Genomic DNA, 13535 nt, shown 5'->3' on the forward strand with positions numbered 1-13535 from the left:
ACAGTGAGGTAGAGAACATGGCCGTTGCCCTCCAGGAACAAGCCTTTACCAAAAGCCAGTGCGTGACGGGCTTGCGCGCCGCTGTCGGCATTCTCGAGAAATGGGCGGCGTCCGGCGATCAGGCCTGCCATATCCTGCGCATTTCCCGCAGCACCTACACCCGTGCCCGGCAGCGCGATCCCGACTGGGCCGTGGCGCTGGATTCGGACCAGATGCAGCGCATCAGTTTTGTGCTCAACATCCACGCCGCTCTGCGCCTCATTTTTGATAACCCGGAAAACGTCTACGGCTTCCCGTCGATGGCCAACGACAACGAATTCTTCAATGGCCGCTCCCCGCTCGAGATCATGTCTCAGGGCGATATGATTTCTTTGTATGAAACCTTTCGGCGCATTGACGTGCTTCGAGGCGCGCAATGGTGAGCCTGAGCGAACTGGCAACGTTTGCCGGTGAGCCGTTACAGGCCTATCGACTGGTCAATTCAAAGTTTCCACCCGTGGCGTTATTTGATGACGTCGCGGACGCGGACGCATTTGAGGTGCTGTATCAGATACAGGCGCTGACGAACCCCAGGCTGAACAATGAAGTGGGTCGCCTGGAGTTGATTCCACGGCGTGAGATCCCGTTCGGTATTCCTGGCTGCTCGTACACGACCGCGCCTTTTACTCACGTTAACCCGGCGGGTTCACGGTTCAGCGATGGCAGCTTTGGCGTGCTGTATCTGGCGGACTCCATGGAAACGGCGCTGGCCGAGGTGCGACATCACCAGAGTCTGTATTGGTCGAATGTGCCAAGCCTCAACTATGAGCGGTTCGTTTTTCGGGGGTTGTCCTGTTCGTTCGTGGACGCTGCGATGAAAGATGCTGCCGCCATTGCGGTGACTGATCCTGTTTACGCGCCTGACGACTACACGCATTCCCGGCTGTTGGGGAGGTCCGTTAAAGAGGCGGGATGTCCCGGCATTCGTTACCACTCGGTGCGTATGCGAGGCAGTTATTGCTGGGCGTTGATGACACCGAGACCGATGTTGTCGGTTATTCAAGCCGCGCATTACGAGATGGTCTGGAATGGTCAGGTCACGAGTGTCAGCAAGATCAGTGAGGCGTGATTTTAATGGGGGGAAGGCGGAGTAATAGCGGTAGAAGCTCGCAGTGATTTCATCCTGTCGTCTATGCTGTGCCGCGACTCTACGCAAGCGCCCCTCTATAGCGAGTTTCATGGATGATGCGAGTCGACTTGAATGTGCTTACTGCGCCTGGAACGTCTGCAGGTAAGCCAGCAGGTTTTCGATCTTCTCCGGGTCGCTGATCCCCCAAAATATCATCCGGGTGCCAGACACCACGCTTTTAGGATTTTCGATGTACGCGGCCAGTGTTTCACGGGTCCAGACGACGCCTGATGATTTCATCGCGCTGGAGTACTGATAGTCCGTCGTGCTGCCGGCCAGGCGCCCGATAATGCCATTGAGTTGCGGTCCGAAGGCCCCTCGCGCTGACTCCCCTACCTGATGGCAGCCGCCACAGGTTCGGCCGAATAGCTGCTGACCCGCTTCAGCATCACCGACCGCGAAGGCAGGCGTGCTGAGTGATCCTGCGATGAGCAAGGCGACAGTAAGTACGGCGATTTTTTTCAATTTCTGTTCCAAATCAGCGGTGGCTTACGGGCTGACACTTCTTCCGGTAAGCCGCCGGCAGCCCATTTGCTACCGGGAAAGAATCGAGGAGTGCTTTGTATCGGCCTGTATATTACCTGGCGATCCTACACAGCGTTACACAACCATTGGATCAGGACACCTGGATTTTCGGGTCGCTGAGTGTTTCCAATCCCGCTCGGCGCTCCTCGTCCTGCTGCCCTGCCCTCTACGCTGGATGAGTCAAAAGATAGTGGCCGACGGCATCGTCGATGGTTGGAAAGAACGCCGTTTCGCCAAGCCGCGCGAAAAGCCCGAATCGCTTGAGCTTGTCTTTCACCGGGTCTTTCATCTCGGCCACGCATAACTTGATACCTGCCGCGTGCAACGTTTCGTCCAGCTCGGCCAACATGTCGGCAGAAGTCACGTCCACACTGGTGACGGGTTCCGCGGCAACGACCAGCCAGCGCACGGGCGTAGGCGATGCTGCCACGGCGTCCAGCACTCGGGTGTTGAACAGTTCGGCGTTGGCGAAAAACAAGGGCGCATCCCAGCGAAAAAGGACCAGTCCGGGTATCAGGCTCGCGTCCGGATAACGCTGGATGTCGTGGTAGCCCTTGATACCCTCGGCTTGCCCCAGCACCGCGGAATACGGCCGCCAGCCATCCCACAGAAATTCGATGACGGCGATCACGATGGCCAGGCCGATCCCCTCGATCGCACCCAACACGGCTACGCCAATGGTGCAGACAATCGACAACCAGAACTCCCAGCGCTGGATGCGATAAATTCGTCGCAGGTCGGCGACTTCAATCAAGCCGATGGCCGACGCAATCACGACCGCTGCCAGGGCACTGTTGGGCAAACTCTGCAACAGGTTCGGCGCCACCATTAGCAGTACAGCCACTGCCAACGCGCCGACAACGCCGGTCAACTGTGTCCTGGCCCCTGCGGTTTCCGCCACGGGGGTACGTGAAGAACTGCTACTGATTGCAAAGCCCTGGAAAAATCCAGCGGCCAGGTTGGCAAAACCAAGCCCCACCATCTCCTGATTCGGATCGACATAGGTACGAGTCCGCGCCGCATACACCCGAGAGAGCACACTGGTGTCGGCAAACGAAACAAGGGCGACGGCGCATCCGCCAATGACGACAGGGACAATATCGGCCTGGTCGATCCAGGGAATGGCGAACGCCGGCAAACCTTGTGGAAGAACACCGAGGACCGACACACCCGCGCGCGCGGCCAGGTCCAATACCCCCACGGCGATGGTCGCTCCTGCCACGGCGATCAGGATGCTTGGGATACGCTTATTGCCTTTGAGTAGAAGGATGACTGTCAGGGTGGCTACGCCCACCATAAACGTGATCCAGTTGGATTTTCCTTCCATCACCGCAGTGGCGATGGCCCACAGATTTCTCAGCGGGCCATGGGACTCGATCGAAAAACCGAAGACCTTGGGCAATTGACTGATCAACACCGTCACTGCAATCCCGTTCATGTACCCGTAGCGGATCGGTTTGGACAGAAGCTCCGTAATGAAGCCCAAGCGCGCGATGCCCGCCAGGATGCACACGGCTCCCGACACGATCGCCATCATGCTCGCAAGGGCGACGGCGCGATGGGGGTCGCCACCCGACAGTGGCAGGACGACGGCCAGGATAACGGCGGCCAGCGAGGAGTCCGGCCCCAGCACCAGAATCCGGCTAGGTCCGAACACTGCATAAGCCAGTAGCGGAACGATGGTTGCGTAGAGGCCATAGATACCGGGTACACCCGATGCGACGGCATAGGCGATGCCGACGGGGACCAGCATCGTGGTGAGCACCAAACCGGCCATGATGTCGTAACGTAACCAGGCCATTTGGTATTCGCGCAGCATTCGAAGTCCAGGCAGCCAGCGGCTCCAACCGGTCTTATCGCCGGCCCCCCGACGTTCGATCCGGCCCGGTTCCGGGACGGGAGGCGAAGAATCCGAATGGCTCATAGGACTGTGGCCCTTTGGTGAAAAAGCGCAGATTGGTTTAAACGCCCCCCTCAGAATTTTTCGGGAACCCGCCGCAGCGGATGATCCAGTTCGCGATAGCCGCCTGGCTTCTGCCGCTTGGGCAAAACCACCTTCTCACGCGTTACGTCCTGATACGGGATGCGGCTGAGCAAATCGGAGAGGATGTTAAGGCGCGCTCGCCGCTTGTCATTCGAATTGGCGACCAACCATGGGGCATGGTCGGAATCGGTCGCCTTGAACATGTCGTCACGCGCCCGTGAATAGTCATACCAGCGGCTGTATGACTTGAGGTCCATGGGGGTGAGTTTCCAGATTTTGCGTCCATCCTTGATGCGCGCCTCAAGCCGGCGGGTCTGCTCCTGCGGACTGACTTCCAGCCAATATTTGAGCAGGATAACGCCCGAGTCGACGATTGCTCGCTCAACAGCGGGGACTGACTTGAGGAAACCGGCAACCTGCTCTTTAGTGCAAAACCCCATTACCCGCTCGACGCCCGCACGGTTGTACCAACTGCGATCGAAGATCACCACTTCGCCAGCCGCTGGCAGGTGCGGCAGGTAACGCTGGAGATACATCTGGCTTTTCTCTCGATCGGTCGGCGCAGGTAGCGCCACCACCCGAAAGACTCGCGGGCTCACACGTTCGGTGAGTGCTTTGATCGTCCCGCCCTTGCCCGCACCATCGCGCCCCTCGAAGACAACGCAGACCTTGATGCCCTTGGCTTTTACCCACTCCTGTAACTTGACCAGCTCGACATGCAGGACGCGCAGTTGTTCGAGATAGTCCTTGTTCTTCAGCTTCAGGTTTTCAGCAGAATTACGCTTAGGGGCTTTCTTCTTGTCTTTTGCCATGACCAAGACCTCACCAATATGAATAGCCAATAGCTAAACAGCGTAGTTGGCTGCCGGCTTATCCGCCGAGCGCGATGATCGCGGTGATTAAAACAGCACCGGTAACGGCCAACGCAATGGCGCCTAACCAAGGCTTTGCGCCTGCATATTTCGCAAGCACCCAACCGGCGGAGAACAGCACCACCAGGCCGATCAGGTTAGAGAGGCGTACCGCCAGTGCCGTCTGATCAAGAAATAGAAACGGCACCACTAGCGGGAATGTCGATAACACCACCAACAGGAAAACGCCGATGGCCCCCTTGAAATCGTCCCAGCCGAGGCGCGGCGGCATCGGCGTCGATGCGTACTCGATCACGCGGCGGCGCAGCGATTCCAGCTCATCGGTGCCGACCACTGCCGCGAGACGCGGTGGTAACGCATCGGCAATAAGCGCCTGCCCGGTGGCGGTATCGGTTGCGCCGCAGAGGTTTGAGCGTAGCGTGCGGTTACGTGTGTGTTCGATCAGTGTGCGCAGTAAATACATCACTGCATCGGCCAGTCCCCAGGCGAGGTTGCAGCCCAGCGCGGCGATCATCATCGTGCGCTCCGCCTCCTGGCCACCTGTCGCCACGCTGATGGTTCCCGTGAAGGTCATTGCCATGAGCAGGCCGAAGATCACTTCCGTGACACGCTCGACCGGATCAAGCACCCGTGCCCGCTTTGGTTCTCCTGTCTTTTGCATGCGGTCATCCTCGCCACGGCAGCGTCAGCGTGATGCCCTTTTCCGGCAGGTCCACTGGCTAAAGCTCCGATCTTTTTTCATGGGACGGTTTAAACCCACTTGAGTGTAGTTTTAAAAGTCGTTTTCGCTCCTGATTCCGAAGTGACGTGTCACAACGTGATGCATCGACAACGGCTAAGCTTTTACGATTGAACCTCGCCCCCCAAGGAGATTTCTGTGAGCAGCGTTCCTCTGTCCGAGCTCGATGCCGCACTGCCCGGGCTGGCCCGCAAGATCCGCGTACTGGACGCCTTGGCCTGGCCGGATGGGGTTGAGGAAGCATTCCTGACGCAGTGGCGCGCAGGGCATGCCGAACTGCCCGACGTCGATCTGCGCCCGCGTGAGCACAGCGCCGACATTGCTGCCCTGGAAGCCTTTATCACCCGCTGCGATGAGGGCCACCCGGCCGGGCACCACCTCGCCATGACGGCCCGCAGCTATGCCACGGCCGGGCGCATGCTCGGCGCCATGGGTACGCCCGCCTTTACTCAGTATTCGTCAGCGCTGTATCGGCGCCCGGACTTCTACTACTCGAACCAGAAACTGAGCATGCTCGACGCCGCCCGATTTTTCCTGAAGACCACTGACGCCCTTCTGGGTGGAGCCCGGATTCCACCGAGCCCGGCCGAGATCCCGGCCGAAGCCTTCGCCGCCTGGATGCAGCCGGAACTGGACCGCTTCTTCGGACCGGGCCGGATCACGGTCGTGCTTGACCCGACCCTGGCCGCCAAGGCCATCGCCGGGGCGAGCCGCATCCGCCTGCGGGCCAGCGCCCTGTTCTCGGAACTGGACAAAAGCCAGCTGTTGCAACATGAGGCTTTCGTGCATGTCGCCACGGCACAAAACGGTGCGCTGCAACCCAACCTGAAAAGCCTGGGTCTGGGTGCACCACGCACGACCCAGACTCAGGAGGGCATCGCCACCCTTGCCGAACTGTTCACCGGCAGCATGGACATCAACCGCCTGCGTCGCCTCGCCCTGCGCGTGCTCGCGGTCCAGCAGGCGCTGGATGGCGCCGATTTCATCCAGGTATTTGAAGGTTTTCTCGCGGCCGGTCAGACCCAAGAGGAATCCTTTCGCTCGACCCAGCGAGTGTTCCGTGGCACCGACCTGCGCGGCGGTTCGGCGTTCACCAAGGATGCCGCTTACCTGACCGGGTTGCTCGGCGTCCATACCTTGCTGCGCATTGCGATCCGCGACAACCGGCCGGAACTGGTGGGCTACCTGTTCGCCGGGCGCCTCAGTCTGGGGGATACCGTACGCCTGGCGCCGCTCTTCGAGTCCGGCTGGCTCCAGGCGCCGGTCCATCTCCCGGCCTGGGCCGCCGACCTGCGTCTGCTCGCCGCCAACCTGGCTTTCTCTGCCTTTATCGCCCGGATCAAACTGGATGTGCTCGACCTGGAGGAGCTCATGGACTTCGCCGATGAGCATGAGGACGATGCCAGTGCCTAGCCTGAATCCGTCGGTCAACATCGAAGCAAAAACTCCATCAAGTCAACGCTTTGCATAATGGATTTGTCATGAAATGACAAACGTTTGTCGTCGGATGAATAGTCGACCACAAAAAAGTGCGCGTAAAACACGCCAGTAGCCGTATCGATGCCGAGATGATTGGGTGTGAGCCACGCCACTACCGGACATGTCGACAAGCTCGGGCGGCTCTTCGCATCCAGCAGCAGTCGGCAGCGGGCGGCGAAAATCAGCAGTCCTTTCATCACATGGCCGCTCTGTTCCGGGCTGTGCAAGCGCATACCCTAGGGGAATTGGTTAATCCGATTGCTACTAAGCCTTAGTACCTATCGTGATTAGCCTAGGTGGAAAGTTCCGATACAACAGCAATACTCCACTCTGCTGCAAAAACTATTCGAGTATAGAGTGGGGCAATAAGTCATGAATGTAGGCGACTGCGACGCGAAAGAGTCTCGATTTTCGTCAATCACGCGATGCCTTCGCCAACCATTACTGCACTTTTTAATCGCCGGTTTTGCACTCTTTGTGCTATTCGCAGGTTTACACCGCTCCACCGTCAATCAAGACCCCCAACGCATTGAAATTACCCCGGACGTTGTTCAGCGCATCGCAATCTCCTGGTTGGCACGATGGCAGCGCCCCGCATCGGAGCAACAGTTGCAGGGCCTGATTGATGAATATGTGAAAGAGGAAATCCTCTATCGCGAAGCGTTGAAACTTGGCCTGGATAAAGACGACACCATCATTCGCCGTAGATTGGCGCAAAAAATGGATTTCCTCGCCGAAGATGTAGCGTCGCTTCGCGAACCGGCACCCGGCGTACTTGAGACTTGGTACAACCAACATCAGACCCAATATGCCCCGCCGCCACTGGCGACCTTTCATCATTTGTTTTTCGCCTCGGACAAACGCGGTGCGGATGCGCAGACCCAGGCTCAGGCCGCGTTAAGTGGGCTGACTGACAAGAACAGTGGAGAAGGCGATGCGTTCATGTTTAAAAACGCCTACACCGAACAATCCCAGGATCAAGTGGCGCGAGTATTTGGTTCAAAGTTTGCCACTTCATTGTTCAAGCAAACGCCGGGTAAGTGGGTGGGGCCTGTAGAGTCTGGTTTTGGCTGGCATCTGGTGTGGATAGATGCGCTGGCCAAACCACCAGCACCGCCCTTCGAAACCGTAGCCCAGCAGGCCAAGTCCGATTGGTTGTCCGAGCAACGCAGCGAATCGAAACAAGCGAGTTTCGATGCGCTGAAAGCACGCTATGAAGTCGTGGTGATGATACCTGCTTCCACTGCTGCGATTGTCGCCACACAAACGGAGCAGCCGTGATGAGGCGCACAGTCTGGCTGCTGTTGCTGCTCTGGTTCATGGGGCTGACGGCCATGGCCCATGAGTCGCGCCCCGCTTACCTGGAACTCAACGAAACGGCCGCCGGGCGCTACGACGTACTGTGGCGTACGCCGGTGCTTTCAGGCATGCGATTGCCGATTGCGCTCCGGTTTGCCGAAGGTGTGCGCACCGTCGTTGAGCCCATGGAAAGCGAACTGAACGATTCACTGATCGAGCGTCGGGTCATTGATGCCGGTCCTGCATCACTGGTCGGGCAACGTATTGAATTCATCGGCCTGCAAGCGAGCATCACCGATGTGCTGGTGCGTGTCTCGCGCCTGGACGGCAACCTGACGACGACCCTCGTCCACCCCTCGCAACCCTGGATAAAGATCGCTGCCACGCCGGGAGCGCTCTCGGTGGCCGGAGCGTTTTTGGCCCACGGCATCCAACACATACTAGGCGGTTTCGATCACCTGCTGTTCGTCTTCGGCCTCCTGCTGTTGGTGCGTAACGGCTGGATGCTCGTGAAAACCATCACCGCGTTTACCCTCGCCCACTCCATCACCCTGGCGCTCGCAGCATTGGGCGCAGTGCGGCTTCCCGGCCCGCCTGTGGAAGCGACGATTGCGTTGAGCATTCTGTTGCTGGCGGTGGAAATCGCCCGCAAGAACCGTGGTGAAGTCAGTTTCACCGTTCAATGGCCATGGGTCGTGGCGTTCTGTTTTGGCTTGTTGCATGGCTTCGGTTTCGCCGGTGCGCTGGCGGAAATCGGCTTGCCGCAGCGCGACCTGCCCCTGGCGCTGTTCACCTTCAATGTCGGCGTCGAGATCGGTCAGCTGATGTTCGTCGCCGTCGTATTGAGCCTTCGCGCACTGTTGCTGCGTTGTCGACTGCCACGGCCCGCACTCCTGTATGCCCGACCGATCGCCTCTTATGGGCTGGGTACGCTGGCTGCCTTTTGGTTTTTTGAACGAGTCTCAAGCTTCTGGTCCTGAGTTGCCCCCTGTTACTGTCGTATACCGGAGACGTGGAATATGAACCCCCCTACACACTTCACCGCGCCGTCACTGCTTGGTTGCGCCGTGCTTGCCGTCAGCACGCTGTCATTGGCGGAGGGCAACCCGGATCGCGAGGTTTACTTTGGCCAGACACACTCACACAGCTCCTGGTCGATCGATGCCTACCTGATCGGCAACCATCAGGTCGATCCCGAGCAGGCGTACCAATACTCACTTGGGATGCCGGTCAAGCATCCAATGGGGTTTGAAGTGCAGCTCAAGGGCCGACCGCTGGATTTCCATGGTGTGACCGACCACTCGGAATACGTGGGCGTGATCGCCCTGGCCAACGATCCGAAGTCAGACTTCAGCAAACTGCCCATTGCGCAAAAGCTGATTGTCAAAACCCCGGAAGATTTCAACCGGGTGTTCAAATGGATCGCCGGCAGCTTGAGCCACCCGATCAAGGAGCTGATTGATCCGAAGGTTGCCGGCAACATCTGGCAGCAGAACATCGCCATCGCCGACAAGTACTACAAGCCCGGCAAGTTCACCACCTTCGTCGCCTATGAATGGACCTCGGCACCTAACAATCAAAACATGCACCGAAATGTGTTTTTCCGTGATTCGAAAAAAGTGCCAGACATGCCCTTCACGGCTCTCGATTCGGACAAACCGGAGGACTTGTGGGGCTGGATGGACGATCAACGCAAAAAGGGCAACGAAGTATTGGCGATCTCCCACAATGCCAACCTCAGCAACGGCCTGATGTTTCCGGTGGACGTCGATGAGCGTGGTCGCCCCATCGATGCCGCCTGGGCGGAGACGCGGATGCGCAATGAATCCCTCACCGAAATTCACCAGGTAAAAGGCACCTCCGAAACCCACCCCGAGCTGTCGCCGACCGACGAATTTGCCAATTATGAAATCATGAGTTTCCTGCTTGGCATCGACAACAGCACGTCGAAACTCAATGGCAGTTACATCAGGCAAGCCTGGCAAAACGGCATGGCCCTACAGGAAGCCCGCGGATACAACCCCTATAAAATGGGCGTGGTCGGCGCCAGCGACTCGCACAACGGGGTGATCCCCTATTCGCAGAACTACAACTTCGGCTCCCACGGTTTTACCGACAGCACCCCGCAAGCGCGTATTTCCGGCAAACAGAACTCGGGCATGGTGGCCCTGCAAACCAGCACATCCGGTTTGGCCGGCGTGTGGGCTGAAGAAAACACCCGTGAATCGATCTTCGATGCCATGAAGCGTAAAGAAGTCTATGGCACCAGCGGCGTGCGCATCCCGGTGCGCCTGTTTGGTGGCTGGGGCTTCGACAGCAGTTTGTGGAACGAAAAAGACTGGGTGCATGCCGCTTACGCCAAGGGCGTTCCCATGGGCGGCGACTTGCCGGCAAAACCGGGTAAACAAGCGCCGTCCTTCGTGGTGTGGGCGGTCAAGGATGCCGACGATGGCAACCTCGACCGAATCCAGATCATCAAGGGCTGGACCAAAAACGGCCAGACCTTCGAGAAGATCTATGACGTCGCCTGGTCAGGTGATCGCCAACCGGACCAGGCTACCGGCAAGATCCCGCCGGTGGGCTCCACGGTCGATGTGTCCAAGGCGACTTACACCAATACCATTGGTGCCACCGAGCTGAAGAAAGTCTGGGTCGATCCGGATTTCGATCCGACCCAGCACGCGTTCTACTATGCCCGCGTGCTACAGATCCCGACCCCGCGCTGGAGCACCTATGACGCGGCCAAGCTACAAGTACCGCCGCCGGCCGACGTCTCGGCCACTGTCCAGGAACGCGCGTGGACCTCGCCGATCTGGTACACGCCGACGACTGAGGACAGCAAGGCTATCGCTGGCGGAAAAACCATTGACCAACTGAAAACCGAAGGTGCCAAAGCACTCACCAACGAGCAGTTGCAAGCCTACGTGGTGGGTAAGACTATCAAGGTGCGCAACACGGTCACTGGTCAGACGTTCGAGATAGTCTATGGCACCGACGGCCAACGCCTGATCACCAGCGTCGATGGTAAGCCGCCTGCGGAAGGGGAATACCTGAACATGTTGCATGATGGCCAGTTTGGCGTGCCGGCCAAATATGAAATCAAGGACGGGCATCTAGTGACAACACTCGGCGGCACACCCTTCGAGGCCACGGTTTTCGAGCAAAACGGCAAATACATGGCGGCTCGCAGCAACGAGTTCGGCTATGTGAATTATGAGGTAAATGAGGTCAAGTAGCGCCGAGGCCAGCACCGATGCTTTGCATCCATCGGTGCTGGCAGATTGACGCGCAATGACAGACATTGCCGCAGTTCGAAAAGAAAGCCGTTCGTGAATCGGCCCTAACATTCAAACATTGATGTCCGACGGGATCAGACGCGAACATTTGGCCGAGGGGCTGCAATATCGGCCGACAATGCTCTAGCCGGTATCACCCCTTGGTCAGATCAACCAACGGCGTCTGCCGCACCTCAGTCTCCCGCCCACCCTGAATCTCGCTCACCTGCTTCAAGGCCTTATCCACAGCCGCCTTATCCGCCAACAAGCTGTAGCTGATGCGGAACTGCTTGTGTTCCTTCGGCCCAATTGTTGGTACCAGATTCAGTGGCCGCTGATAACGGCGGTTGTAGGAAAAACTTGTCCCCGGCTCCAGCCCCGTGACATAGCCCTGGCCTTGGGTATCGGTGTTTTTCCACAGGGAAAACACGGGCAGTGTCTGAGTGTTGAAGCCGACCGAAACGCCCAGGCTGCCGGCCTTGTTATGCAACACGGTCAACGTATCGCCCTTGGCATCGGCATACGGCACCACGTTGTAAACCGTTTCGTCGTAGTCCTTGGTCGGTGCGCGGTAGGTTTGCCAGTCGGGCAGATCGTCCTTGGCCTTGTCGTTGAACGGCGACACCTGTTTCACCGGCGCGGCGAAACGAGCTCCCTGCTCCAGGAACGGGGTGCTGAAGTTACTGTGATACAGCGCCTGGTATTCCTTCGGATAGTCGCCATTGTTGGCCAGGGTGTCGTTGAGGGCGAACACTACGCTGCCGGGTTCGGTGACCAGTTCGGTCGCGACGGAGAAGTCGACCTTCTTGAACGCCTGCTCTTTCAGTTCGCCGCGCAGGGTGATGGCGTACGGTGGTTTTTCATCGATGTGCAGGGTGACTTTGTTCGCAGGAATGTTGGCGGCCCGACCGTGCAGGGTCAGCAGTTCGCCGTTGTCGACGCCGGGGTGGCCGACCCATTCGTATCCGCAGCGGGTGACCAGCTCATTGAAACCTTCCAGCCAGCCCAGACCACCGCGGCCATTGAGTTCGATGAAGGACGGATTGACCACTTCCTTGACCGGCGAATCCCAGCCCATGCGCACATTGCCGACCGAGGCCTGCAAGACGTTCATTCCGCGAGTCGGCACTACCGAGAGTTTCATCGTGCCGTTATCGATGTCGACGATGCTGACGCCCTCCTGCCGACCGCCGTGCAAGGTGCGCAGGGTAACGCTGAAGGGTTTGTCGGTTTTTATGCCGAGTTGCTGGCTGGTGATCTGCCAGTTCTGGGCGGCTTTGTCGGTGTCGAGCAGAACGTAATCCCAGGCCATGGCGTGGGAGGCAGCGGACAGTGCGCTGAGGGCAACAAAGAGTTTGAGCGGGTTCATGGCAGCAGCCTTTCTTGGAGTTGTGCCATTTTTATAGACTTGATGAAACGTTTCAGCAAGCTTAAAAAGCGACACAACGCCGACAAATGCCAAGAAAGATTTGGGACAAATCGGAAAATTGAGTCGATGCCATCGCGAGCAGGCTCGCTCCCACATTAGATCGAAGGGGTTTTGTGAACATTCGAGATCAACAAGCGGGCCTGCTCGCGATGGCGAGGTTGGCAGCGTCCAGCGAGCGCAGGGCAAACACGGTAATGCCGCTGATAGCCGAAAGCGGACGTTCCCATAGCCCACGAATCGGTTTTACAAGTGCGACGCAGGGCGTGAAACAGGGTGTACCGGTCACGCTGCCTTCGGCAGTTCCTTAAAGACGTGCATGATTTAGCATGCGCCTCGTATCCGTCACCCTGTCGTCGTAACCAGCGCATTTTGTAGTTCTTGCCGGCCGAGAGGAACGTCCTCAAGCGCCATCCGGATGTTCAGCGTATCGCGGGCTTTAGCCGGCGATGCAGGCCCAAAGATCACAATGGCTCGTATGGCGGCCCCAATCCGTTCATCGACCGGTTGAATCTACTGTCGCAAGAGTCGCCCTACTTCGATACCACCAGCGCCGGTGGCTGCCACCTGCCGTTGCCAGCAGGAAGAATCGAAGGCGGTGCGGTCTTCGGCCAGTAGAGGCGCATCACCAGATAGGCCGTATCGTCAGGCGCGGGTAACCAGTTGGCCTCTCTGGCTTTGCCCGGCGAATCTTTCTGGATGTACAGCGTCAGCGAACCATCGGCGTTCTTCTTCATGGCCGACAACATCGGCGAATTGATCAGGTAC

The 13535-nt window shown here is 58.3% G+C and carries 13 protein-coding genes; 6 read left to right on the forward strand and 7 right to left on the reverse strand.

Annotation, left to right across the window (positions count from 1 at the left end; all coding sequences use genetic code 11):
* The first annotated feature begins 17 nt into the window (after nucleotides 1–17).
* Nucleotides 18–422 carry a hypothetical protein gene (locus ACM6IR_RS09465; RefSeq protein ID WP_414907471.1) on the forward strand — a complete coding sequence of 135 codons (405 nt, stop codon included), beginning with the start codon at nucleotides 18–20 and terminating at the stop codon, nucleotides 420–422.
* The gene (locus ACM6IR_RS09470) at nucleotides 416–1108 is read left to right on the forward strand and encodes an RES family NAD+ phosphorylase (protein WP_414907472.1); all 693 of its coding nucleotides are present in this window, start codon (nucleotides 416–418) and stop codon (nucleotides 1106–1108) included. Before ACM6IR_RS09465 ends, ACM6IR_RS09470 begins: the two co-directional genes overlap by 7 nt.
* Before the next feature lie 138 nt (nucleotides 1109–1246).
* On the opposite strand, the gene ACM6IR_RS09475 is transcribed toward ACM6IR_RS09470, so the two are convergent.
* The 4 genes from ACM6IR_RS09475 to ACM6IR_RS09490 all read right to left on the reverse strand — a co-directional run bounded on the left by ACM6IR_RS09475 (nucleotide 1247) and on the right by ACM6IR_RS09490 (nucleotide 5210).
* Nucleotides 1247–1633, reverse strand: coding sequence for a c-type cytochrome (locus tag ACM6IR_RS09475; protein ID WP_414907473.1), 387 nt, complete (start codon nucleotides 1631–1633; stop codon nucleotides 1247–1249).
* A gap of 226 nt (nucleotides 1634–1859) precedes the next feature.
* Nucleotides 1860–3617 (reverse strand): SulP family inorganic anion transporter, encoded by a 1758-nt coding sequence (locus tag ACM6IR_RS09480; protein ID WP_414907474.1) that lies wholly within the window; start codon nucleotides 3615–3617, stop codon nucleotides 1860–1862.
* 50 nt (nucleotides 3618–3667) lie between these two features.
* The gene (ppk2, locus tag ACM6IR_RS09485; RefSeq protein WP_414907475.1) at nucleotides 3668–4489 is read right to left on the reverse strand and encodes a polyphosphate kinase 2; all 822 of its coding nucleotides are present in this window, start codon (nucleotides 4487–4489) and stop codon (nucleotides 3668–3670) included.
* A gap of 58 nt (nucleotides 4490–4547) precedes the next feature.
* Nucleotides 4548–5210, reverse strand: a complete 663-nt coding sequence (locus tag ACM6IR_RS09490; RefSeq protein ID WP_414907476.1) for a hypothetical protein — start codon at nucleotides 5208–5210, stop codon at nucleotides 4548–4550.
* Nucleotides 5211–5426: 216 nt separating this feature from the next.
* Between ACM6IR_RS09490 and ACM6IR_RS09495 the strand changes: the two genes are divergently transcribed.
* On the forward strand, nucleotides 5427–6701 hold the full coding sequence (locus ACM6IR_RS09495; RefSeq protein WP_414907477.1) for a flavohemoglobin expression-modulating QEGLA motif protein: 1275 nt from the start codon (nucleotides 5427–5429) through the stop codon (nucleotides 6699–6701).
* Nucleotides 6702–6715: 14 nt separating this feature from the next.
* Here ACM6IR_RS09495 and ACM6IR_RS09500 read toward each other — a convergent pair whose 3' ends face one another.
* A complete protein-coding gene (locus tag ACM6IR_RS09500; RefSeq protein WP_414907478.1) occupies nucleotides 6716–6964 on the reverse strand; it encodes a hypothetical protein in 249 nt (82 codons plus the stop codon).
* Nucleotides 6965–7139: 175 nt separating this feature from the next.
* Between ACM6IR_RS09500 and ACM6IR_RS09505 the strand changes: the two genes are divergently transcribed.
* From ACM6IR_RS09505 to ACM6IR_RS09515, 3 genes are read left to right on the forward strand one after another with little or no spacing between them, the layout of a single operon-like run.
* On the forward strand, nucleotides 7140–8048 hold the full coding sequence (locus tag ACM6IR_RS09505) for a peptidyl-prolyl cis-trans isomerase (RefSeq protein ID WP_414907479.1): 909 nt from the start codon (nucleotides 7140–7142) through the stop codon (nucleotides 8046–8048).
* Entirely contained in the window at nucleotides 8048–9046 is a 999-nt protein-coding gene (locus tag ACM6IR_RS09510; protein ID WP_414907480.1) for a HupE/UreJ family protein, read from the forward strand. The genes ACM6IR_RS09505 and ACM6IR_RS09510 overlap by 1 nt, the downstream gene beginning before the upstream one ends.
* A 39-nt stretch (nucleotides 9047–9085) precedes the next feature.
* A complete protein-coding gene (locus ACM6IR_RS09515; protein WP_414907481.1) occupies nucleotides 9086–11302 on the forward strand; it encodes a DUF3604 domain-containing protein in 2217 nt (738 codons plus the stop codon).
* A gap of 193 nt (nucleotides 11303–11495) precedes the next feature.
* Here the strand turns inward: ACM6IR_RS09515 and ACM6IR_RS09520 are convergent, their stop codons facing one another.
* A complete protein-coding gene (locus ACM6IR_RS09520; RefSeq protein ID WP_414907482.1) occupies nucleotides 11496–12710 on the reverse strand; it encodes an aldose 1-epimerase family protein in 1215 nt (404 codons plus the stop codon).
* Between the two features lie 590 nt (nucleotides 12711–13300).
* On the reverse strand, nucleotides 13301–13535 hold a 235-nt coding region (locus ACM6IR_RS09525; protein ID WP_414907483.1), incomplete at its 5' end, for a DUF1214 domain-containing protein.

Origin of the sequence: Pseudomonas sp. IT-P253, from assembly GCF_949768125.1 — a bacterium.
Lineage (GTDB): Bacteria > Pseudomonadota > Gammaproteobacteria > Pseudomonadales > Pseudomonadaceae > Aquipseudomonas.

Coding starts and splice junctions, on each gene's coding strand:
- ACM6IR_RS09465 (WP_414907471.1), top strand. CDS start 18: ATGGCCGTTGCCCTCCAGGAACAAGCCTTTACCAAAAGCCAGTGCGTG.
- ACM6IR_RS09470 (WP_414907472.1), top strand. CDS start 416: ATGGTGAGCCTGAGCGAACTGGCAACGTTTGCCGGTGAGCCGTTACAG.
- ACM6IR_RS09480 (WP_414907474.1), bottom strand. CDS start 3,617: ATGAGCCATTCGGATTCTTCGCCTCCCGTCCCGGAACCGGGCCGGATC.
- ppk2 (WP_414907475.1), bottom strand. CDS start 4,489: ATGGCAAAAGACAAGAAGAAAGCCCCTAAGCGTAATTCTGCTGAAAAC.
- ACM6IR_RS09490 (WP_414907476.1), bottom strand. CDS start 5,210: ATGCAAAAGACAGGAGAACCAAAGCGGGCACGGGTGCTTGATCCGGTC.
- ACM6IR_RS09500 (WP_414907478.1), bottom strand. CDS start 6,964: ATGAAAGGACTGCTGATTTTCGCCGCCCGCTGCCGACTGCTGCTGGAT.
- ACM6IR_RS09505 (WP_414907479.1), top strand. CDS start 7,140: ATGAATGTAGGCGACTGCGACGCGAAAGAGTCTCGATTTTCGTCAATC.
- ACM6IR_RS09510 (WP_414907480.1), top strand. CDS start 8,048: ATGAGGCGCACAGTCTGGCTGCTGTTGCTGCTCTGGTTCATGGGGCTG.
- ACM6IR_RS09515 (WP_414907481.1), top strand. CDS start 9,086: ATGAACCCCCCTACACACTTCACCGCGCCGTCACTGCTTGGTTGCGCC.
- ACM6IR_RS09520 (WP_414907482.1), bottom strand. CDS start 12,710: ATGAACCCGCTCAAACTCTTTGTTGCCCTCAGCGCACTGTCCGCTGCC.